The following is a 21,859-nucleotide window of genomic DNA, read 5'->3' as shown; positions in this document are numbered from 1 at the left end:
CCTAATCGAGTCATCTTCGGTTTCAATCAACTTCTGGTTTTACCCAAACTTGGCTAAAGTCGAACCATCCGAGTGCATTACACTTAGCGTTTTGCAGCGTACCGCATTGGTCTTTGTTTACGCCTAGCCAACAGTGAAACATTGGAATCAATTGGTTGCTTTGCACAAGTTGCTTACCGAGTTGTCTCGCTGGGAATTGCTCAAACTCACCAGAACGCCAACGATCAATCATGTGACACCATTGATCAAAGTCTTCTGCTGGGCTCGATTCATCCAGAAAGCTGTAATCCATCAACCAACCGGCTAATGCATCGTCTCTATTATTGGCAATCCCCATTGGGTTGATCCAAATATCGACATCATCAGCGTGTGGTGGTTCGGTTTCGTAACCAGAAAGCTCGACATCAACATTATATTGCTTCAACACAGTGACGATGGCTTTAGCGAGTGTTGGAAACATTGGGTGTTGGCATTGATACGCTAATTTGATACTTGGTTTAACACTTGCTGGTGGACAAACCGGTACCTTTAACTTGATGTCATACCAACCGGGCTTGATACCGTAAGCATGCAAAACTCCCAAGTCGATCACTGTCTCTTTTGGAATATGCACAAACAAATCTGACGCATTTAACGCGTTTGATAGAAACTCAGCCCAAGCTGGGTCTTGTGCGATGCCCTTCTTTCTGTTCAGTAATAAATATGTACAGCCCGGATCAAGCTCTACTTCGTCATCACTATCACCACGGTCCGCCATTATCGGCTTCGAAAGGCTTGGGTAAACCATCGACGAATAGGCTTCATCAACGACCCACACCTCCACACGATCGATCAACGGCCTAAAACCAAAGTATCCATTGAAAGCCGTTAACACGAGTTGCTTTTCGTCGTTTTTTTCAATGCGATAAGGGCCTGTACCAATTGGGCGAATATCGTAATCTTCTCCACGTAAAATCATCGGCAGAGTAACTTTTGCGACGGATTCAGTTAACGCGAGTGGGAAATATTTATCTGGACGCGTTAGAAAGACATCAACCACGCAATTTGCCGGTGAAGACACATCTTTGATATGCGAGAACATGTTAAGCGGCTCGAGTAAAAGCAGCGTATCCACAACGTGGCTAGTTAACAACGGTTCGCCATTATGGAAACGGACGCCCGGCCTTAAGAAAAATCGCCATTGGTGGTCGTTTATCTTTTGCCATGAATGAGCGAGATCAGGCTGCAGTTGATCGTTCTCATCTAAGCGAGTTAATCCACTGAATACCTGACAAGCGATGTGTTGCTCAGAACGTCGCATCGATTTGGTTGGATTAAGCATGGAGAGCGGACGGTAGTAAGGTAAACGAATAACCTGTTCACCCTCTTGATACTGTACTCCCAAGTAATTCTGAATAACTTGAGTAAGTTTGGCGGCATTTTGGTCAAGTACCGACAGGGCTTGACCAATTTTACCTTCTTCTAAGTAGCGGCGTGCTAAGTTTTCGCTTACATCACAACGATTCTGCTTAAAGATAAGTTGAGATAACTTACCGCGACCCGCTGCAGGTAACCACTCTACCCAACCTTCTTCTTCGAGCTTGTTCAATACCATTCTGGCATTACGACGTGTACAACAGAGCACCTCTGTTATGTCGTCGAGCTGAACATCAGAATCTTTGCCATCGAAGTATTCAAACAGGGTTTCAAATTGAACGCGAAGTCTTGGGCTGCTCATAAAGAGGAAAACTTATTCAAAGGATATTGAATTCAGTTTCCCTATTTTATGAGCCAAAATCAATCGAACTTAATACTATTTTACGAAGGGATTACGAATGTGGGCGATTTAGTGCTTTTAACAGAGAGTGAAAAGCCGAAATAAACGTAATGATAACCGCTAATTACATCACATCACAGCCGATTTCATTGGCAATGTCACGAAGCTGTTGTTCGTTGTCTAATTTAATCGACCATTTACACTCAGAACCATTGGCCGAAATGACGTTTGCCCCTTTTCCGATCAGCTGAATTGCATCAACTTGCGCTTGTAATGTAACTCTATGCTCTCCATCTAAACGAACAACCAACTCATGTGCAGTTGCGATGACTTTTCCACTTTTAAACGTTATGACCATGGATTTCTCTAGCTAAAATAAACAGTGTGTAAATGAGGTTTAATCAGGTATGGCTAGGATGATTACTGCGCCTCACCTTGATTGCAGAACTAACGTTTGTGCTTCTTCACTGCAATGGTCAAACGGCTTGTGCAAACCAAGCGTTGACGTTCATCAGTGATGTTTATCTGCCATACTTGAGTAGATACGCCAAGGTGAATAGGCTCAGCGGTGCCAATAACGTGCCCCTCACGCATTGAACGAACGTGATTAGCGTTGATGTCTAGCCCTACACAATAGTAACCATCGGGTACACAGAAGTTTGCAGCAAGTGAGCCAAGCGTTTCTGCTAAAACCACAGATGCACCGCCGTGAAGCATGCCCAGTGGTTGGTGCGTGAAATGACAAACTGGCATGGTTGCCACCAAGGAATTATCGTTAACCTCGGTGTAAACAATGTTGAGGTGCTCAATTAAGGTATTTTTTGAGGTCGCGTTGAAGGTGTCTAGGTCAACGGGCTTTTTCCAAATGCTCATGTGGGTTCCTTAATTAATGATCTTGTTGTCGCGTGCATAGCTTTTTCTATATTACTGGCTGTTAGTTATCTTACAGTCCTTAGTTATTACGCAAGTTGATGTTAACATGCATAAAAACCGAATACACAGAGGATATTGTATGACGTCATGGACGAAGTTTGCCTCGCTTCTCACTCTTGCAGGCCTAACCGCGTGTAGCGCTTCCCCGACAGGAAGAAACCAACTGCTGCTTTTTTCAGATCAAGATATGTCTCAGCTTGGGGCACAATCTTTTGAACAAATGAAGAAAGAGCAACCCATCAGTAAAGACGCAAAAACCAACGCTTATGTTCAGTGCGTAGCGAACAGTATTACTCAACACATTCCTAAGCAAGGCTTTAGTGAATGGGAAGTGGTGGTTTTTGATAGTGACCAAGTGAATGCGTTCGCTCTGCCAGGCGGAAAAATTGGGGTCTACACGGGTTTACTCAATGTCGCGGTAAACCAAGACCAACTGGCAACGGTTATCGGACACGAAGTGGCGCATGTTCTCGCTGATCACAGTAACGAACGTCTTTCACAATCACAACTCGCCAATACAGGTTTATCGATCACCAGTGTTGCTCTTGGCTCATCAGAATACAAGCAGTATCAAGGCATGACCATGGCCGCATTAGGCTTGGGTGTTCAATATGGTGTGATTCTGCCTTATGGTCGAACTCAAGAATCTGAAGCTGATATTGTTGGCCTTGAGTACATGGCTAAAGCCGGGTTTGATCCAAACCAAAGTGTCGATTTATGGAAGAATATGGCGAAAGCATCAGGCGGCAATCAACCACCAGAATTACTTTCTACGCACCCTTCTCACAGTACCCGAATTAAAGATCTACAAACCAAGATCACGACACTGCCTCGATCGAACGTTGCTAAACCGAATTGCAAAGTATGATTGACGAACGTACAAGTTAAAACCACAGATATTAAAACGCCCTATCCAAATGGTTAGGGCGTTTTTCATTTTGTTTATATTTGGCGACCCTGCGCTTTTATGAACAAGTCACTCAATTATAGATATTCGTTAAGTGCCTAGAATCTGTAACGGGAGGCTCAGTAATTGGTCGCCAGTAGAAGCGAAGTACCAGATAACACCGATTAATCCCGATACTAAGCCCACATACCAAAGGAACGATACGATTTGGCCGTATCTGTCTAATGGCAACAAATGGCTATGGTGACGGCCTCTCCATTCGAACAGAATCTCGACACTACCCATGATCAATAAGAAACCAAACAGGGTTAAGTTCAATTGGTAACTCAACACGACACCTGCAACGGCTGCAGCGACACACAGTACAATACCCAACACGCTATTCATCGAAAAACTGATGCTTTTCAACACGTGGCCACCATCGAGCGGCAAAATCGGCAATAGATTGAACAGGTTTAATAGAGCATTAAACACCGCAAGCCCGGCGAAGAACATCTCGCCAGTTGCCCAGTACAAGACCGTAAATATCAACGACAATATCAAGCCAAACAGTGGGCCCATGATAGAAATAACCACATCTTGCCATCGAGTATTAATCTTTTCGTCTGAAAGCGCTAATCCACCAAGGAATGGGATTAAGTAGATCCCTTTTGTCTTCATCCCAAAGTACTTCATCGCTCTGATATGACCGTACTCATGGAACATAAGGCAAGCGATTAAGGCCAGTGCGAACTGAATAGAAAACAGCCATGAATACGCCGCTAAACTCGCAGAAGCAAGCACGACTTTAATCAACTTAGCACTCTTCAGCGCTTTCATTCCGAGCGACACCAAACCAATCAAGCTAAAACGTTTTTCAGGCTTAGGTGCCACAACCGGAGTTTGTTGTTCGATATCTTTGGTGCTGCGATTTCCTTCGGTAATGGTTTGCCCATTAACCGATGCTTTATACGTCATCTCAAAGGGTTGCCACTGAACGGTCGATTCAACGTGACACTGCAACGTTTCCTCACCCGAACGAAGTGTAAATGTGTGTGTTCTCACATCGTCGTCTTCTGAAGTCGCATCCAGTTGAGACACTAACGTGTTGTCCCAAAACAACTGCTGCCACCCTGCCATTGATCCTTCTAAACGAAGCGGTTTACCAAGAAACTCTATCGCGAGTAATTCCAAACTAAAAATTCCAATTTAATGACTTCTAACGAGTGTCGATATTATGCCGATTTAGCGATCGGCGGTAAACATAAACAAAGTTGTTACATATTGAGCAATTGAACACTATTTGTACCAATAGCTGACATAAACATTCTGGTCACACCTCCAACCACGAACAAACCATTGATTGTAATTATATTATTAGTGTTAAAGTGCCGCCCCTCAAAAATATAACCTCACAAAATAACAACTCTTTCTTTGACTTTATATAAAACATGAATTTAACATGCTATTTACATTAGAGCTTCAACACCAACAATGCTCAGTGTGTTTTCAAACGATAATAATGAAATTCGATGCCCTAGGAGGGTCAAGGATGAAAACAATACAACGCTCTCTCGTTTCACTTTCAGTACTATTTGCATGTAACTCACTTGCGGCTGGCTTCCAAGTTGCTGAGCATTCTGCTTCAGGTCTTGGTCGTGCCTTTTCAGGTGAAGGTGCAGTAGCTGATAACGCGAGTGTACTAGCAAGAAACCCCGCCGCAATGACCCTATTTGATACAGCCAAATTTTCAGGCGCGGTTTCTATCGTTGATCCCGAGGTAGACGTTACTCAAACCAAAATCAATGACAGCGACTTCAACCAAAAATCATCAGATGTAGCTCCTTTACAAATTGTCCCTGCTGCTTATTACATTAATCCTATCAACGACAAATGGGCTTGGGGAATTGGCATGTTCACGACTTACGGAGTAGCTACTGATTACCCAGATGATATTTATGCAGGTGATTTGGCAGGTGACACATCACTGATTTCAGTCAACTTAAATCCAAATATCGCGTACAGAGTTAACGATAGTTTTAGTGTTGGAGCTGGCGTTAACTTTGTTTATGCAGAAGCCGAACTCAACAGACACAAAGGCAGCCTACCTGTTGGTGGCTCACCAAGCGACAAATTAATCTCGATGACTGGTGAGACTTTTGCTTTTGGTTGGAATGTGGGCGCATTGTATGAACTGAACGAATACAACCGATTTGGCTTTGGCTACCGATCATCCGTCGAGCTCGACTTTGATGACGGTGAGTTTACTGATTACACTGGTCTAAGAATGGCAAACGACGCCCCTGGAAAAACAACAGGTCGTCTTGAAATTGAACTGCCCGATATCTTCGAATTATCCGCTTTTCATCAGCTTAACGATGCTTGGGCAATACACTATGGCTGGCAGTTAACTAAGTGGAGTAAGTTCAAAGAGTTAAAAGCCACAAGCTCAGATTGTAAAAACAATGAATGTTTCCTAAAAACCGAACATTACGAAGACAATCAGAGATGGTCTGTAGGTGCAACTTACATGGTTAGCCAAAACTGGACTTTACGTGCAGGTTTGGCATATGACGAACAAGCTGGTGAAGCGACCTTAAGTATCCCGGACAGCGATCGGATGTGGTATTCAGCGGGTTTAACTTACACAGTTTCTGAAAACATGACTATCGATGCCGCATTTGCACTCGTACAAAGTAAAAGCGGTTCATTCACAGAAACCGATGCTGCCGACGACAAGTTAACATTTGATGCTGAAGGCGCTGCTTACCTTTCAGCGATACAACTTAACTATACCTTCAACTAACCGTACGGGAATAATTACATGAACAACAAATTTTCTTTATCTCTCGTATGCTCGGCATTACTGCTGGCAGGCTGTGGGGACAATACTGAAAGCTCTGGTTCTATCTATTCAAATGCAATTGAACAGTCATTAGCACGCAGTTCTTCAGTTAGCTTTACACTTCTTGGCAACGAAGCAGATATCCCTCTTCCTTCATTTTTCCTATTCGATACAAACGACCATACGTTGAATATTCCGTTGGACGCTGACTCAACGGGTTTGCTAAATGATCCAGCAGTTGCGATGGGAGAAGCTGATGGTTGGAGTACTATCATGCCATTTACTATTAATGTGAATCTGCCAAGTGATAGGACACTTAAGAATGATGTTGTAATGAACGGGACGACACCATTTAGCGCGCACCTAAATGCCGGTGTAAAAGTTGCTAAAGTGGATGTTGACCTGAGCACCGGTGTCATGTCTAACTTTACTGCGCTAACTGCTGGAGTTGACTACTTAGTGGCATCTAGCGACTTGAAGACCATACAAGTTTTACCTCTTAAAGGTTTAGATCCTAGCTCTGACTACATCTACGCATTAACTGACTCAATTGTTGATAGCGCAGATGAACCACTTGGAACATCAAGCTCCTACGCGTCTTTAAAAACGACAGATATAGACCAAGCAGGCTCGCTCGATTTACCACAAAAAATCATCCATCAAGTTGAAGCGTTATTCGCTGGCTATGGTTCTGTATCAAGCTCAGATGAAATCATCTACTCATCTTGGTTTACTACGGCGTCAGCAGGTAACGTAATGCAAAATACTAAAAACGCGTTAGCACTAGGGTATGAATCAACCCAATCTCAGATTTGGCAAGGCAGCGCCAACCCGAACAATATTGATGCAGATATGCTCAATAGCCTTTACGAGATAGAAATTGATACTGCGAGCCAAATTCCAAATACCATGGCATTTGATACCGCACTAAGTGTTGATCCATACGCAAAAGCGGTACTGGGAACAAGTGGCATTAATGCCCTCACCACCAATTATGCTGATTTAAAGTTAACGGGCAGCGAAATCACGGTCTACCGTGCTAAAGTTAAATTGCCGTATTTCCTATCTAATGACACAGCGAACAGTGGTTGGAAAACTCAGCCTTGGCGCAGTAGCATGCCGAGTGTCCTCAAGATCCTCAAAGTTCTAACGTCTGGTTCGGACGCAGACAAAGGTGAAATAGCAAGGCAACTATTTGTACTGGGTATCACTGACCCAGCCACTCAACTACTCGATCCAAACTACCAAAAGAATCTAGTTGGTACGGAGCTGACCTTAGCGGACGGCTCTCAACTGGACCCAGAACGAATCTTAACCAAATACAGTGCCGTTCCACAGATTCGCTCTGTAGAAAGCGTTGATGTCATTATGTTTATCCCTTCTAGTGGCCCTGTAGGTAACAGCCTTCCAGTACTTCAATACCAGCATGGTATTACTAGTTTAAAAGAGACCAGTTACGCTTTCGCGTTGCAGCATATTGCGGGCGCAATCCAAACCGGCCAACAACCTTATGCCATTGTTGCGATTGATCAACCACTGCATGGCCAGCGAGGTCTTGGACAAAATGGAGAAGTCGTGACTACGCCAAACACACCGACTGTGTACATGAACCTTGAGTACTTACCGGTTGCCCGTGACAATATTAGACAAAGTGCGATTGATGGCATTGGTTTGAGACTTGCTCTCAATAACGGTATTGGTGCACCATTTAGCTCTTTAGATACGAGTAACGTCTCTTTGATGGGACATTCTATTGGTGGCATCACCGGCATTAGCTCTTCAGCGGTAGCCAACACCAAGATTGATACGACATTCGGCATTACGGTTGATGACGAACTTGCTTATAAAGCGACAACGCTCGCGAATCCAGGCGGTGGTATCGGTCCATTCTTACTGGAATCTGGCTCATTTTCCGGAACAATAAAGCATACGGTAATAGGTGCTCAAGTCACCGCCTATCAAGACTATTATGCCGTCAATTGTTATAACAAAACGCCGGCAGTTGACGATGGTGATTGCTTTGATGATTTCTATACAACGCTCAGCGGCTCAAACGCAAGTGATGAACAAAAGCAAACAAAAGCCGTGGTTGATGCAACGCTCACGTCATTCACTTATGCGGCGCAAACCGTGTTAGATAATGTTGACCCGATTAACATTGCGACACTTATGTCTGGCCCAGTACTTGGCATACAAGCAGAAGGTGATGAGACAATACCTAATACGACTCAACTGCCTACAGCTGGCACACAAGCTCTGTTTAGCAAACTTGAGTTAAAGAACAGTGTTAATAATTCTACAGGCCAATTATTGGCGTCTTACTTTGCTCGAACTTCATTTGCTGAGCATAGTACCGTGATTGCACCACAAAAATCTCACCTACCTGCAGAAGACGACAGTGCCGCGCATGAAGAAATGGTGTCACAAATTGTGCAATTCAATCTCACCCAAGGTAATGCGACGGGTAGCTTAGCCGTTAACCCTGCACTGCTTGATGCAACGATTGATTAGCAACAAGCAACTAATAGCTAAAAGGCAAGTAGTCCAGATCATTAAGCCAAGTTATAACTTATTCATGCCAGCCTAACCGCTGGCATTTTTGTTTCTGTGACTAGCTAACCTTCCCTAGTTAACCGTTTGCATAAAACTTTAAAACACAAATGGTTGATCTCAGCTAAAATTAATCAAGACAGAATACCGTACGACCTCTTTATTTATTGTAAATAAAGTGGATAATAGCCCCGTAATTTAATACCTAATAAATGTGAGTCCATTATGTCTTCTGAAGCTACGATGCTAGAACGCTGCCAATCTAAATGTGAACTATGTGGTTCTGATTCTTCTCTTACTGCATACGCAGTGCCGCCACACAGCCACGTAACAGTGGATCACGGCATCATGGTATGTGACAAATGTCTTGGTGAGATTGACGACCCTAAAGATATCAACCACTGGCGCTGCCTAAGCGACAGCATGTGGAGTCAAGAAGCGCCAGTTCAAGTAACTGCATGGCGTCAACTTACTCGTCTGAACTCTGAAAGTTGGGCTCAAGACGCGCTAGACATGATGTACCTTGAAGAAGAAACGTCAGTTTGGGCACAAATCGGCATGTCTGCTGATGATAAGCCTCTTGATGTGAACGGCGTTGAACTGAAAAAAGGTGACGACGTAACAGTAATCAAAGACTTGCCAATCAAAGGTACTAACCAAGTGATTAAGCAGGGTACTGTTATCCGTGGTATCAGCGTTGGTGACGATCCTAAGCTTGTTTCTGGTAAAACAAACGGCGGTCAATCAATGTACGTAATCGCTGAGTTCTGCCGTAAGAAGTAATTCTTCTTTTAGCTGAACAAAATCCAAAAAGTCGCTAATGAATAATTAGCGACTTTTTTATTGGAAAAAATCAATCCGATTCAGTTGTTCTAGAAACCGCTTCCTACACTAAAGTACACGGCACTTTCTTCATGACTCATCGCGTAATCCATTCCGAGATGCAAACCATAACGTCTCGCAATTTGATATCTGAAGCCCACTCCACCCGCATTCACCTTGTTACTTTTATCAGCTCGCTCCGTTGCTTTTCCTGAACCATAGAAGCCTGATACTTTCCAACGATGATTGATACTGTAAGTCAGCTGCCCTTGAAGGGTTTCAATTTCATCCCCTTGATAGCGAAATGAAGACACCCCTCTTAATTCAACATAGGGCTTAGCTGTTGGAGACACAAATCCATCACCTTGTTCATAATTTTGATAGTTACCCGCTAACCCAAGTGTCCACTTTTCTGACACTGGAATGTAACCTTCCCATTCAATATTTAAGTTTCGATAGTTTGAATCACTACCAATCGCCTCGTCAAATACCATGTAGTCTGCAGAAAATCGGTATCCTTTTGTTGGATAAAACAAGTTGTTCCTTGTATCGAATTCAGCTTCAATACCTAAACCAGACGTCATTGATTCTGTGCCTAGGGTAAGCTCCATTAACTTGTCGACCAAACGATTATCAGATTCAACTTTAGACTTGGCTAATAACTGTTTCAAACCAATCATCCAAGGTGTATCACCGATTCTAAATTGCACCTTTTGTGAAAGTACCGCGACCGAAGTTGATGTGCCAAATTTCAAGTTTAATTCTTTGTTACCAAGGGAAAATTGCTTATATAAATCGATGTTCGCAACACCAAAGCTGCCACCTCCCGTATAACGAATTGAGTCGTTCAACCATGAACGTCTGTGGCCGCCAAAAACAAACCAGGTTTCATTTTCAGTTCCCAAAGCACCAACAACACTCATCGCAGACGGAACAAGCTGCGCACCACCATCAATGGCCTTTAACGCGGCTTCTTTACGGATTCGTTTTTCTTCATCGCTTTCGTGTAAAAACAACCCAGCAACACCACCACCGTAACCAACCGCAGGTTCGGTAATTAGAATGGGGATAGGCAAAAAGCCCGTCGCATTTTCTGCGATGTGATGGCCCATATCAAACTTTCCATCCACAGGATCGTAAAAAGACGCCATAGTAGAAAAAGGGATCAATAAAGAGCTTGAAAATAACGCAAGCACACCACTGCAGTTCATATTAATTGCCTCAAAAAAAAACCGAGGCGCGAACCTCGGTTGAAAATTTGCTTCCGTGCAATAAACATTAAAAATAATAACATTTTGCTACAAAGATAGTTCTTTGGCAGCGCAAGCATAATAACTAGCTCTTAATATTTCCCCTACTCTCATATGGAGGATCTCGCCCTACAAAATCAAATCATTCTAATGATAACAAATATGAAAAAGGCTCATATAAATGAGCCTCTATAAAAAATAACTGTGTGATTGGTTTATTAATCTCGCTTTAGCAATCGCTCTACGTTTTCTTTGATAACTGATAATACTGATGACTTAACTTCACTAATTTGTTTAGAATGAGGGCACCACAGTGCAAAGCCAAATTTAAATCCTTGTTCCATTTCAGACGATTGTATAGGTTCGATGTCGTAATGCGAAAATTCAGAATGAGCGAACGTTTTTGGTAGAAGCGCCCACCCTAGACCTGCTTCAACCATTTTGATAACCAGCGCTAATTGGTCAACTTCTTCATTGTCAGAACTAACGATTATTTTTTCGGACATTCCTTCTTCAATGAAGGATCTTAAGACAAACTGCTTCGCATTTCTTAGCGCTAAAAGTACATCTTCTTTTGCTAAAGTAGAAAACTCGCCATTTTTTTGGACGAAAGGAAAAAATTCTATATGGCCTAAAAAGGTGGCATCAAAACTGTGTATTCCACGACTGTCATGCACGTTGACCAGTCCAAAATGATACTCACCGCTCTGAAGGCCTTGTTTAATGTCTTTTTTATTTCGTACTAGAAAATTCACTCGCATCATAGGGAAGTCACGACGCAACTTCTTTCGAATATCCACAAGGATTTGATGAGGTATCACACTTGAATAAGCAAAAGTAATGTTTTCCAAACCGCCATAAGACAAGCTCAAGGCTACCTTGTCGAAAGTGCGTGCTTGTTCAATCGTTTGCTTAGCATAGTGATAAAGGTGATGGCCATCTTCTGTTGGCTTAACCGACCTTCCAACTCTTTCAAATAAACTTACCGCGAGTTGGTCTTCAAGGTTTGTAATAACTTGGCCGATTGTTGTTCTATGCTTGTTAAGCTTAACCGCAGCCTTACTAAAAGACAGTTGGTCATAGACGGTCACAAATGCGAGAAGTTGTTCAATACTGAAATTCATTTTGTTGTGCTTACTTTTAGTCGTTATGTATTTAAATTATCACAGGTTGACGAAATATCTACTTTGTAAGAATAATAATAGTGGAATAAATTCGTCTGTTTGAAACAAAAAAACCTACTTAAGTCAGTAGGTTATATCATTAATGTGTAACGAATAACTTAAATGTATTCGATAACTCGAGCTAGGTAGTTAAAGTCGCCTGAATCACCGTGGTAATTGCGGTAAACATCGACACTGAAATATCGAGGTTGATCTGCTTGAATGTGTTCAGCAATACGCTGCTCAATAGACTCTAGAGTTTCACCCGTTTGCGAATAAATGTATTTCTTGGTGCTCTTTTGAAGCTGGCGTTGCTTAGCTTCTTTGTGTGTAACGTAATTGTTCACTTCAACCCACAGACCAATGTAATCAATCGCCACGTAATCTGAATTTTCTTCAACCATGACCAAGGCCGCTTGTTGTTGAACGTCGACCAGTTGTAGCATGTCATTATCGACTTTCTCTTGATCCATTGAGGTCCCATTTTGTGCCACTGCAGCGCTAGACGTTGCCATGATAAGTAGCGTTAATGCTGTTTTATTCATTTTACAATCTCCCTAATTACGGTAATTCGGTTACCCAAGGTTCACCCTGAGTTGCTTTGTGATAACCATATTCGTATATGGTTAATAAGTAATGTTCATCAAACATGTCTTTGGTACGTTTCGCATATCCAAAGTCGTGTTCCATATAAGTGAATTGCATACCGATGTTGTTGATTTCACTGATGTATTTCATTCGATATAGGTCACCACGCGTCTGAGCAAGAGTCAGGCTTGATACACTCTTTGCTACCAAATCGAGTCCCTTATCTCTGAGCGAGTGATACGGTGCTTTCAGCGAGCCATTTCGAATAATATCGAGTTGTGGTGGCGCCTCTAACCCAAGTAAGTCTGAGATCTGTTGATAATCGAAGTTAGATGGATTGAAGAACACTTGAGTCGCTAAGCCACCATCGACGTGCAACTCTTCAAAAATTACACCTTCATGTTCCACATTGATAAACTGCGGTGGGAATACTCCGGGAATGGAAGCACTTGCCGCCAAGACCTTATAAATGAGTTCAGACTTATTTGGCATGTCACTGTTTGCTATTGCGCCCACATTCCAAATGACAAGCTCACCAGAATCAAAATGTGTGGTGCCAATAAACAGACGTTTGCCGCTGCGATGTTGCGTTGCAATTTGCTCAATCATCGGTTCAGGGAAAGCCTCAGCAATAAACTGGTACAAATGCTCTCCATCGGTAAACGCATCTTTAAAGACAGTGTTTAAAAAGTTCTTTTTTCCAAGCACTGATTTATCATTGATGTTCAACATTACTTCTTTCATCTTCGAAAACGCATCTCCCCCGATAAACACAAACGGTGCCATTAATGCTCCTGCGCTGATGCCAGTCACTATCGAGTATTCCTTCAGTTGGCCTGATTCTTCAAGCCCTATTAAGATACCCGCACCAAAAGCTCCGTTTGCGCCACCTCCTGACAATGCCAAGATGTTCAGTTGATCGCCTGATACGGTAATCGGCGTGGTTTGATCGTCTGCAGAGTATAAGAAGTCTGGCGCCTCACTCGCCCAAATACGCAGTGGCTCTTCTACTGATGATGCATCTTCTACAATGACGTCTTTGTAATTGTCTTTGTTTACGCGTACATCCAGTGTGTGAGGTGAACTACAAGCCACTACTAGAAATGACAAAGCAACGGTAAGACCCGAAGAGATTAGACGGTTCATATTTAGGCTCATTTAATTTTCTCTAACGTGATTCAGAGACTCTGTTTAATAAAATTAAAAAGCAGAGAAGTTAATAAATAGGATAAAGTGAAGTCCATCTCTTTGTGGTCGTAATATAGCTAGAATCGGGCTCAACTCGTAATCTCGTTTGTAGGACGCTATCCATCGATTTTCGCCCTGTTAGCCTTCGCCTTAAACACTGTTGTAGTTAAACGCTCTAGCCTATTTTAACTACGTTGAAATCGTGGGTAGGCTCAACAAATTCATATTGAGCATTAACCGTTTGTAGTTCCCAAGTGCCATAGCTCTTAGTCAGCTCCAATACACCGTAGACGGCGTTGTTTGCGTGACGGAGTGCAGCCACCGGAGACATTTTTTTCATTAATCCCGCAGTAAATAAGCCCGAAATAAGATCGCCAACACCAACTGGTTGCTTATCAAATTCGATGTTCGGTCGTTGAGCTAAATAGCATGCTTTTTTCGTTGCGAGGATCATACTGAATGCGTCGTCCGGTAATGAGTGTAGATGTTTCACTAGCACAATCTTTGGCCCAAGCTCCAGAGCTTTCTTACAGGCTGTAACCGCATCATAAAGCGAGTGAATTTTGGTGTCGGTCAATTCACTCAGCTCAAATTGGTTTGGTACGATCACATCAGCTATAGGTAGCAAATGCTTAGCAATAGCCGCTTTAACACCTACATCAACAATGCAACCTTTGTCCGGGTCTCCCATTACAGGGTCACAAATATAGAGTGCACTGTGGTTCTTTTCTTTGATGAGGTTCACCGCCTCGGCAACCGCTTTGCATTGGTCTGCACTTCCCTGATAACCCGATAGAACCGCCCCACAATCTTTCAATGCACTGATGTTGTCTAAGCCTCGAACTAAGTTTCGAATATCGTCTGAACTGAATGTTTGTCCCGCCCAACCTTGTTCATATTGAGTGTGATTAGAGAACTGAACGGTATGGATTGGCCACACATCGAGTCCCATTCTTTGGATTGGAAAAACCACAGAGCTGTTGCCTGCATGCCCATAAACCACGTGAGATTGAATAGAAATAATACTTTTCATACGCCGCTCTTTTTCAGTTTGAATTAGATTTTGGATTACTAGGGTAAGACGACTAAATAAACACAACGGAACGTCAGAGAAGCAGTTTTTGCCTTCTAACCACTGTGCTTATTTGGTCGGAATAGCCTCGACATCGTCGAGGCTTATTCTTAGTGATTTGAACATCATTGGCTTAAAATCATGAATTCGATTCTAAGCCTGATTAGAGCTTATGCGCCTTGGAACTCAGTGAAGTGCTCATCCAACACCTTGCGAGTTGCGCGACCAATCAGTTCATACTCATGGTGAGTCAGGTTAGCTAGCGATACACGAACAGACGCGTGCACTACATCGAAGCCTTTGCCTGGAAGCAAGATAACGCCAGTTTCGTGTGCAAGTCGGAACAAGAAGTCTTTGCCCTTCTCGTTCGCTTTGAACCATTCAACGAAAGCTGGTCCGTACAATTTGCCGCCCAAAGTGTCGAGCTCAAGCAATGTGTAGTAGTCCACACGATCTTTGTTTTCTTCAATTTCGATACCCATGTTTTTATACAGAGTTTTGTAACGTTCACGAATAATGCGTTTGCACGATTCTTTGTAGTTTTGCTCTGAATCCATTAGGCAGTTCAATGAGAACAGCGCCATTTGAACTTGTTGTGGTAGTGAAAGACCAGCAGTGTGATTAAGTGCCACGCTTCGGCTGTCTGCAACAATACGGTCGATGAATTTAATACCGCGTGGTTCTGGGTCAAGCGTTTTGTAACGATCATCCAGTTCCAATTGACGAGCTTCTGGTAGGCTGCGCATTGCATCATCGAACACGTTGTTGTGCTGAATCGCAATCGAGCCAAGGCGCCAACCTGTCGCACCGAAGTACTTAGAGAATGAGTAAACACAAAGTGTGTTGTATGGAAGTTTGGCAAACAGAGAAACGAAATCGTCTGCGAATGTGCCATACACATCATCGGTGATAATGAACAGATCACTACGTTGTGTGTTGACGAAGTCAGATAGGTTATTCAGAGTCTCATCAGAGAACTTCACTGATGCAGGGTTTGCTGGGTTTACCACACACAGCAGTTTGATGTCTTCGTCTTCAAGCTTCTCGATTTCAGACATAGGGAGCTGCCATGTTGTCTCATCTAAACGAAGCTCTACAATCTCTAGTTCGTATTCTGAAAGCTCAGGGATTTCTAAGTAAGGTGTGAAGATCGGTGTGATTAACGCAACCTTATCGCCTTTCTTTAGTAGACCGTTGTGAAACATGGTTTGGAACGTATACGTCATCGATGCCGTACCACCTTCCGTTGCAAACAGATCGAAATCTGTCGTCATTGGCATTGGACCGTACATCTCTTCTGCAATGTATTGTTTTACAACGCTTTCGATATTCGTCAGCATGCGTGGTGGTACTGGGTAGTTACACGCTAAGTACGCATTCACTAGCTCATTTAAGAACACTTGCTTCTCGATACCTAAGCGATCTTTTGCGTAGCTCAGAGCTTTTTCAATGAATTGAACACCTGGGTTTTGTTGATTGTTGTTTGCGTAAGAATCAAAACGCTCAACAATACCAACACCATCTGGAATGCCGCCGAAGCTACCATCTAAATATGAATACGTGCGTTCCGCTTCCATTACGGCGAATTCACCCAAGCGAATAAATGCTTTACGTGGCAATGTTGCTAGGAAGTTTGGATTACCACGACCTGCATCTAATAAAGTACGGTCTGGCACTGTTTGCGCAACTTCAATTAATTTGTCTTTTAATTCAAACGGGCTTAAATCAGCGAATTTAGAAAAGTCGATAGTTGTATTTTGTGTAGTCATGATATTTACCTAATAATTTAATCTTAAACACTTTCAATTAGAATGAAGTGCTTTACTTAAGTGTGATTATTCAGGCCTACCCTATTTCGTTATTGGGTAGGTCTTTTAATAAGGTGATAATTTTTTAGTGTCTTTTAAATCTGTAATGAATTCTTAGGTTCAATTACATACCCGCATTAACGGTAATAATACCGACGATAATTGGTCCCCATAGAGTCAGTAACACGTTGGCTACAGCGTAAGTCACGGTGAACGAAAATACTGGCGTTGCATTGCCTGTTTTTTCCATCAATGCTGCGAATGCTGGGTTTGCACTTCGACCACCAGTCACGCAACCTAAAGCTTCTACTGGGTTCTTGATCTTCAACACAAAGTACGAGAAGAAGAATGAAATAATCTGTGGAATGATGGTGACTGCCATACCCAAGAACAGAAGTGACATACCGTGTTCTTTGATGGTATCAACCGCTTGAGGGCCTGCTTGTAGGCCAACAATACCTACAAATGCCGCTAGACCAAAGTCACGAATGAAGTTTGCTGCACCCACTGGGAACTGAGCCACATGTGGGTTTCGGCTACGTAACCAACCAACAAGTAAACCAGAGATCAAACAACCTGCGCCAGAACCAATCGTTACGGGAATACCTGCAATCGTGAAGCTAATTAAGCCAATAAGAAGGCCCAACACCATACCGAAACCCAGTACGATGAAGTCAGTCATAGTCGCAGAACCCATTCGCTTACCGATGTATTTTTCAACTCGGTTAATGTCTTGAGCGGTACCCGTTAGCTGGATAACATCGTTCTTCTCAACAATAAGGTCTTCAGTAATCGCCACTGAAGTACCTGCACGCATGTAGTCTGTCACATACACGCCGCGGAATGAGCGTTCGTTTGAGCTGTCTTTGATTTCTTTTAGCGAGCGACCTATTAGCTTGCGGTTATCAGCGATAAGTTGACGATTTTCTTCAATAACTTCATAGCTTTCCGGTAATGCTACTTCATTGCTTTGTGCCTTGCTCTGTAGCTCATGAACCGCATTTCTACGGCCGGTAACCACAACAAGGTCGCCTGCTTTAAGCGCAGTGAACTTGTCTGCACTTAGCTCTTTTCCGTCGCGCTCAATAAGTTCGATACACGCAGCAAGTGATGATTGATTCAGTTGTGCTAGCGTTTTCCCAACCAATTTATCGTCGTGAGTTACTTTAAAAGCACGTGTCACTAGAGCGGTGACTGCGTTAAATTCGCCGTCTGCTAAATCGCGTTTGCCGTTAGAGTTTTTCTCTTCTAGAGCGATAGCTTCAGATCGGATATCCCACTTCATGAGCGTTGGGAATACCCAAGTCACCATCAAGATTGGTCCTAAAGAACCAAAGATGTATGTTACCGCGTAACCAACTGCTACGTTTGTTTGCATCATGTGCTTGGCTTCTTCAGATACACCGCCTAAACGTGCAATCGCATCGCCTGCAGTACCAATGATCGCAGATTGAGTTAAGCCACCAGCCGCTAGACCTGCAGCTGTACCTCTATCTAGATCAAATAACCATGCAGCAGCCAGCACACACAATAAGCCTGAAACCGTCATAACAACCGCAGAGAGCAGAATGTTAATGGTTCTGAAGTTAAGGGCTTTAAAGAATTGCGCACCGCCTTGATAGCCCACAGCATAAATAAAGAGCGCAAAGAAAATACTTTTTACGCCGGGATCAATCTGAACACCAAATTGCCCAATAATTACGCCCATTAATAATGTTCCGGCTACCCCGCCTAAAACAAATCGGCCGATAGTAATTTTACCAACCATATAACCTAATGAGAGTGTAATAAATAGTGCGACAAATGGTGCCATGTCAAATAGATTAGAAATAATGTCCATGACAAATTTACTCTTGTTACTAAATATAAGGAGTAAATAATCTAACGAATAACTTAATAATGATATTTGTTGGATTATTCAAAATAAACAAAGCATCTCGTTGCTTCGAACCGAATATTAAGAAAAAAAGGTTTTAATATGTAATCTCATTTGATGGATCAGATCATCACTTCGACTGTTTGGAGAGTTATTGAAGTGTGATTTACCTCTGAAGTGATTGTTTTAACTTAATTTGTCTAAAGCCAACAAAAATAGATAATTTTCGAAATCAAATTTAATCAGGTGTTTTAACATCCAGAGTAACAACCTACCTACGCTTGTTTTACTGGCTTTCAGCACTAAACAAACATGCAGTTGGCATAGTCACCGAATAAAGTCGGATTTTTGATGGATCCGGTCCTCTTTACGCGATTATCACAATAAATTGAACTCCGTTATCTTTGTATTCATCAAACAAATAGAGAAAAGAACCATGAACACAATGCCACATGAACTTGTGTGGGGTGAAGTCTACTTCCCACCGCTGTTATTGGTTATCGCACTGGCTTACATATTGACCATGCTAACAGGGTCAATCGCTACTAGGTTTGGCCTTCATAAGTACGTCGCCTTTCCTGCAATAGCAGAACTGAGCTTGATCGTGATTTTTACTGGCGCTATCGGCCATTTTATTACCATTTTTTGAGGCACTTACTGTGATCAAACGTTATCTCATCACACTTTTATTATTGGCTGCTGCGGGAACTGTGGTTTATAGCTATTACCAGTCGTATTCAAGTAACCCGTGGACTAGAGACGGACAAGTTAGTGCTTATATTGTCTCGATTACACCACGAGTAACGGGGCAAGTCATTGAAGTGCATGTCGAAGACAACTCGAAAGTGAAGAAAGGCGATCTTCTTTTTGAAATCGATCCGAGTATTTACAAGGCTACCTACAGAAAAGCACTTGCGACTCAAAAACAAGCGTTTGCCCTACTCGCTAAAGCCAAAAACGAAGAACAACGTGCCTTGAATTTAGAGAAAAGAACGCCCGGTGCCGTCCCCGTGCTCACTCTAAACAACTTAAACAACGCGGTAGAAACCAGCACCGCGAATGTCGAACTGGCAAAAGCCAACGTAGAAGAAGCACATCTTAACCTTGAGTACACCAAAGTATATGCACCGACTAACGGCTATATTACTAACCTGACCCCACGCGTGGGTTCTCAAGTCGTCGCGAATTCACCTGTGGTTGCGCTAATTGATGAAGATAGCTTTTGGATTGAAGGTTATTTCAAAGAGACTGATTTAGTCGGCGTCGATGCTCAGGACACAGCCTATGTCACCTTAATGATGCACAACAATGTTCAACTAGAAGGACATATAAAAAGCATTGGCTTTGGTATTGCTAAGCAAGATGGCAGCACAGGTAATGATTTATTGCCAAACGTGAATCCAAACTTCCAATGGATACGTCTAGCTCAACGCATCCCTATCAAAGTAAAGTTAGACAAAATACCAGAAGACGTACAACTGCGTGTTGGTATGACTGCCTCAATCAAAATAATCAAAAATAGCTAGGTGATTCTTATGTTCACTGCATCGACTAAAGACGCGATTAAAGCCGCACTTTCTATCGTTATCGCAATCTGCCTAGCGTTGTGGTTTGGTTGGGAAAAACCGTATTGGGCGGCGATAGCCGTTGCAGTGATGGCATTGAACGAGAGCTTTGCCCATTCAATAAACAAAGGCCATAACCGGTTAATGGGAACCTTGTTAGGGACCGGTTATGCCTTCTTCCTTATCGCCATGTTTTCTCAAGATCGTTTCTTGTTTCTAACATTTTTCACCCTGTTCCTTGGGGTGTGTATCTTCATGTCGAGCGACGAGAAATACGGCTATATCTTTTCAATTGGATTTGCCGTGTGTTCGATTGTTGCTTGCATGGGTGGGTTTGATAGCCAAACCACCTTTCATTTTGCTGTCCTTCGACTTCAAGAGACACTACTAGGTGTTGTGGTGTTCTCTTTTGTGTATCGCATCCTGTGGCCTGTGAATACAGAGCTCAACTTTGTACAACGTTTCGAAACGAGTAAACAAGCGTTGTTAGATGCGATGGAAAAAACAGGCGACATCGACATTGCCGCACTTGAAAGCAACACTGCGAATATTGATAAGCTGTATCAACTTTTAGATCTGCCACTGACCGGAAGTTACCACCTTAAAGAGAACATCCAAGCATGGAGTTTGCGCATCGATGAAATGGCGCATATCCAGGATACATTACTCAAACAAAGTAACATCGAATCAGACTTAGGCATCCAATGGACAGTTCTAACTAACAACTTGAAGACGTTCGATGTATTAACACCAGACCAATCGCTTGTGGAAGGTGAGCCTAATGTAATGGGTGATCATAAAGAAGTGTCTTGGCATCATGCTCATCGCACGTTTGTTGAACATTTGAATGAAGATGGACGCAAAGTGCTGCAAGGCGTGTCGATGTTTATCACATCGCTCTTGATTTGGATTTATCTTCCAGTTCCGGGTGGTTTTATATTTCCTATGTTAGCCGGTGTATTCTCTTCTATGGTGCCGACCATGCCACCAAGCGTTATTAAGGATGCCTTCTATGGTGTTTTGGGCACAGGATCGGTGATTCTGTTGCAGTACATCTTTGTGATGCCATTAATGACAGAGTTATGGGAGCTGGGTCTATTCTACTTCCTTAACATTATGGTGATTTGGAAAGTGTTCGCGACACCTAAGCTCATGATACATCGAATTTTGGGTATTAACTTATTGGTTGTTCTTACATCTGGAGCTCTCAACCTTACGCCCGTTTACCAAATTGAAACACCGCTTTTAATGTTGGTTAATATTTTAATTATTTTAATGATCGCCAAGCTGTTTACTGATCTATTTAGAGTGAAGGTCACCGCTTAAAGCTTGATACATAAACCACTACAACAATACGGTCTGCCAAGTATTTCACTTAGCAGGCCGTTTTTATATCCGATAAAAACCATATAAATCAAAATATTATGATGGTTATTTATTAACGTAGGATAGCGTCCATCAAACGCGATTAACGCGATCTGCCACCTACTCTTAAAATCCTCTCATTGATTGACGCAATGCATTTTTAGTCGCGACATTCACACTAGCAATCCTAAT

At 42.7% G+C, this 21,859-nt stretch carries 18 protein-coding genes; 7 read left to right on the top strand and 11 right to left on the bottom strand.

Translation table 11 applies throughout. The annotated features are described in order from the left end of the window. Positions 1-22 precede the first annotated feature (22 nt). The 3 genes from ITG09_17745 to ITG09_17735 form a co-directional block, all read right to left on the bottom strand. A complete protein-coding gene (locus ITG09_17745; protein ID UPR54795.1) occupies positions 23-1,717 on the bottom strand; it encodes an SgrR family transcriptional regulator in 1,695 nt (564 codons plus the stop codon). 163 nt (positions 1,718-1,880) lie between these two features. Next, positions 1,881-2,114, bottom strand: coding sequence for a DUF3389 domain-containing protein (locus ITG09_17740; protein ID UPR54794.1), 234 nt, complete (start codon positions 2,112-2,114; stop codon positions 1,881-1,883). An 89-nt stretch (positions 2,115-2,203) separates the two neighbouring features. Further along, positions 2,204-2,629, bottom strand: coding sequence for a hotdog fold thioesterase (locus ITG09_17735; GenBank protein UPR54793.1), 426 nt, complete (start codon positions 2,627-2,629; stop codon positions 2,204-2,206). 139 nt (positions 2,630-2,768) lie between these two features. Between ITG09_17735 and ITG09_17730 the strand changes: the two genes are divergently transcribed. Next, positions 2,769-3,557, top strand: a complete 789-nt coding sequence (locus ITG09_17730) for a M48 family metallopeptidase (GenBank protein ID UPR54792.1) — start codon at positions 2,769-2,771, stop codon at positions 3,555-3,557. A gap of 129 nt (positions 3,558-3,686) precedes the next feature. On the opposite strand, the gene ITG09_17725 is transcribed toward ITG09_17730, so the two are convergent. Then, entirely contained in the window at positions 3,687-4,769 is a 1,083-nt protein-coding gene (locus tag ITG09_17725) for a site-2 protease family protein (GenBank protein ID UPR54791.1), read from the bottom strand. Positions 4,770-5,127: 358 nt separating this feature from the next. Between ITG09_17725 and ITG09_17720 the strand changes: the two genes are divergently transcribed. The 3 genes from ITG09_17720 to ITG09_17710 all read left to right on the top strand — a co-directional run bounded on the left by ITG09_17720 (position 5,128) and on the right by ITG09_17710 (position 9,753). Then, positions 5,128-6,381 carry an outer membrane protein transport protein gene (locus tag ITG09_17720; protein UPR54790.1) on the top strand — a complete coding sequence of 418 codons (1,254 nt, stop codon included), beginning with the start codon at positions 5,128-5,130 and terminating at the stop codon, positions 6,379-6,381. 18 nt (positions 6,382-6,399) lie between these two features. Continuing rightward, on the top strand, positions 6,400-8,931 hold the full coding sequence (locus ITG09_17715) for a fumarate hydrolyase (protein ID UPR54789.1): 2,532 nt from the start codon (positions 6,400-6,402) through the stop codon (positions 8,929-8,931). A gap of 264 nt (positions 8,932-9,195) precedes the next feature. Beyond that, positions 9,196-9,753: a PhnA domain-containing protein gene (locus ITG09_17710; protein ID UPR54788.1), complete on the top strand. Its 558-nt coding sequence runs from the start codon at positions 9,196-9,198 to the stop codon at positions 9,751-9,753. 89 nt (positions 9,754-9,842) lie between these two features. On the opposite strand, the gene ITG09_17705 is transcribed toward ITG09_17710, so the two are convergent. From ITG09_17705 to aspT, 7 genes are all read right to left on the bottom strand, one after another. Beyond that, the gene (locus tag ITG09_17705; protein UPR54787.1) at positions 9,843-11,003 is read right to left on the bottom strand and encodes a BamA/TamA family outer membrane protein; all 1,161 of its coding nucleotides are present in this window, start codon (positions 11,001-11,003) and stop codon (positions 9,843-9,845) included. Between the two features lie 257 nt (positions 11,004-11,260). After that, complete coding sequence (locus ITG09_17700; GenBank protein ID UPR54786.1) at positions 11,261-12,166, bottom strand: LysR family transcriptional regulator; 906 nt, start codon at positions 12,164-12,166, stop codon at positions 11,261-11,263. A 158-nt stretch (positions 12,167-12,324) separates the two neighbouring features. Further along, positions 12,325-12,750 (bottom strand): hypothetical protein, encoded by a 426-nt coding sequence (locus ITG09_17695; protein ID UPR54785.1) that lies wholly within the window; start codon positions 12,748-12,750, stop codon positions 12,325-12,327. 16 nt (positions 12,751-12,766) lie between these two features. Further along, positions 12,767-13,939: a patatin-like phospholipase family protein gene (locus ITG09_17690; GenBank protein UPR55202.1), complete on the bottom strand. Its 1,173-nt coding sequence runs from the start codon at positions 13,937-13,939 to the stop codon at positions 12,767-12,769. Positions 13,940-14,156: 217 nt separating this feature from the next. Beyond that, positions 14,157-15,014, bottom strand: a complete 858-nt coding sequence (pdxY, locus tag ITG09_17685) for a pyridoxal kinase PdxY (GenBank protein UPR54784.1) — start codon at positions 15,012-15,014, stop codon at positions 14,157-14,159. Between the two features lie 209 nt (positions 15,015-15,223). Further along, positions 15,224-16,822, bottom strand: coding sequence for a bifunctional aspartate transaminase/aspartate 4-decarboxylase (locus ITG09_17680; GenBank protein ID UPR54783.1), 1,599 nt, complete (start codon positions 16,820-16,822; stop codon positions 15,224-15,226). 163 nt (positions 16,823-16,985) lie between these two features. Further along, on the bottom strand, positions 16,986-18,701 hold the full coding sequence (gene aspT, locus ITG09_17675; protein ID UPR54782.1) for an aspartate-alanine antiporter: 1,716 nt from the start codon (positions 18,699-18,701) through the stop codon (positions 16,986-16,988). 472 nt (positions 18,702-19,173) lie between these two features. Between aspT and ITG09_17670 the strand changes: the two genes are divergently transcribed. Genes ITG09_17670 through ITG09_17660 form a run of 3 tightly spaced genes read left to right on the top strand, consistent with a single transcriptional unit; the run spans position 19,174 to position 21,628 of the window. Further along, positions 19,174-19,386: a DUF1656 domain-containing protein gene (locus ITG09_17670; protein ID UPR54781.1), complete on the top strand. Its 213-nt coding sequence runs from the start codon at positions 19,174-19,176 to the stop codon at positions 19,384-19,386. Between the two features lie 10 nt (positions 19,387-19,396). Then, positions 19,397-20,263 carry an HlyD family secretion protein gene (locus ITG09_17665; GenBank protein UPR54780.1) on the top strand — a complete coding sequence of 289 codons (867 nt, stop codon included), beginning with the start codon at positions 19,397-19,399 and terminating at the stop codon, positions 20,261-20,263. A gap of 9 nt (positions 20,264-20,272) precedes the next feature. Next, the gene (locus ITG09_17660; GenBank protein ID UPR54779.1) at positions 20,273-21,628 is read left to right on the top strand and encodes an FUSC family protein; all 1,356 of its coding nucleotides are present in this window, start codon (positions 20,273-20,275) and stop codon (positions 21,626-21,628) included. Positions 21,629-21,859 lie beyond the last annotated feature (231 nt).

This window comes from Vibrio cyclitrophicus (genome assembly GCA_023206055.1).
Lineage (GTDB): Bacteria > Pseudomonadota > Gammaproteobacteria > Enterobacterales > Vibrionaceae > Vibrio > Vibrio cyclitrophicus_A.
Note: the sequence above shows the minus strand (reverse complement) of the source record. Positions and strands in the feature narration are given on the sequence as shown.

Coding starts and splice junctions, on each gene's coding strand:
- ITG09_17745 (UPR54795.1), bottom strand. CDS start 1,717: ATGAGCAGCCCAAGACTTCGCGTTCAATTTGAAACCCTGTTTGAATAC.
- ITG09_17740 (UPR54794.1), bottom strand. CDS start 2,114: ATGGTCATAACGTTTAAAAGTGGAAAAGTCATCGCAACTGCACATGAG.
- ITG09_17735 (UPR54793.1), bottom strand. CDS start 2,629: ATGAGCATTTGGAAAAAGCCCGTTGACCTAGACACCTTCAACGCGACC.
- ITG09_17730 (UPR54792.1), top strand. CDS start 2,769: ATGACGTCATGGACGAAGTTTGCCTCGCTTCTCACTCTTGCAGGCCTA.
- ITG09_17720 (UPR54790.1), top strand. CDS start 5,128: ATGAAAACAATACAACGCTCTCTCGTTTCACTTTCAGTACTATTTGCA.
- ITG09_17715 (UPR54789.1), top strand. CDS start 6,400: ATGAACAACAAATTTTCTTTATCTCTCGTATGCTCGGCATTACTGCTG.
- ITG09_17710 (UPR54788.1), top strand. CDS start 9,196: ATGTCTTCTGAAGCTACGATGCTAGAACGCTGCCAATCTAAATGTGAA.
- ITG09_17705 (UPR54787.1), bottom strand. CDS start 11,003: ATGAACTGCAGTGGTGTGCTTGCGTTATTTTCAAGCTCTTTATTGATC.
- ITG09_17700 (UPR54786.1), bottom strand. CDS start 12,166: ATGAATTTCAGTATTGAACAACTTCTCGCATTTGTGACCGTCTATGAC.
- ITG09_17695 (UPR54785.1), bottom strand. CDS start 12,750: ATGAATAAAACAGCATTAACGCTACTTATCATGGCAACGTCTAGCGCT.
- ITG09_17690 (UPR55202.1), bottom strand. CDS start 13,939: ATGAACCGTCTAATCTCTTCGGGTCTTACCGTTGCTTTGTCATTTCTA.
- pdxY (UPR54784.1), bottom strand. CDS start 15,014: ATGAAAAGTATTATTTCTATTCAATCTCACGTGGTTTATGGGCATGCA.
- ITG09_17680 (UPR54783.1), bottom strand. CDS start 16,822: ATGACTACACAAAATACAACTATCGACTTTTCTAAATTCGCTGATTTA.
- aspT (UPR54782.1), bottom strand. CDS start 18,701: ATGGACATTATTTCTAATCTATTTGACATGGCACCATTTGTCGCACTA.
- ITG09_17670 (UPR54781.1), top strand. CDS start 19,174: ATGAACACAATGCCACATGAACTTGTGTGGGGTGAAGTCTACTTCCCA.
- ITG09_17660 (UPR54779.1), top strand. CDS start 20,273: ATGTTCACTGCATCGACTAAAGACGCGATTAAAGCCGCACTTTCTATC.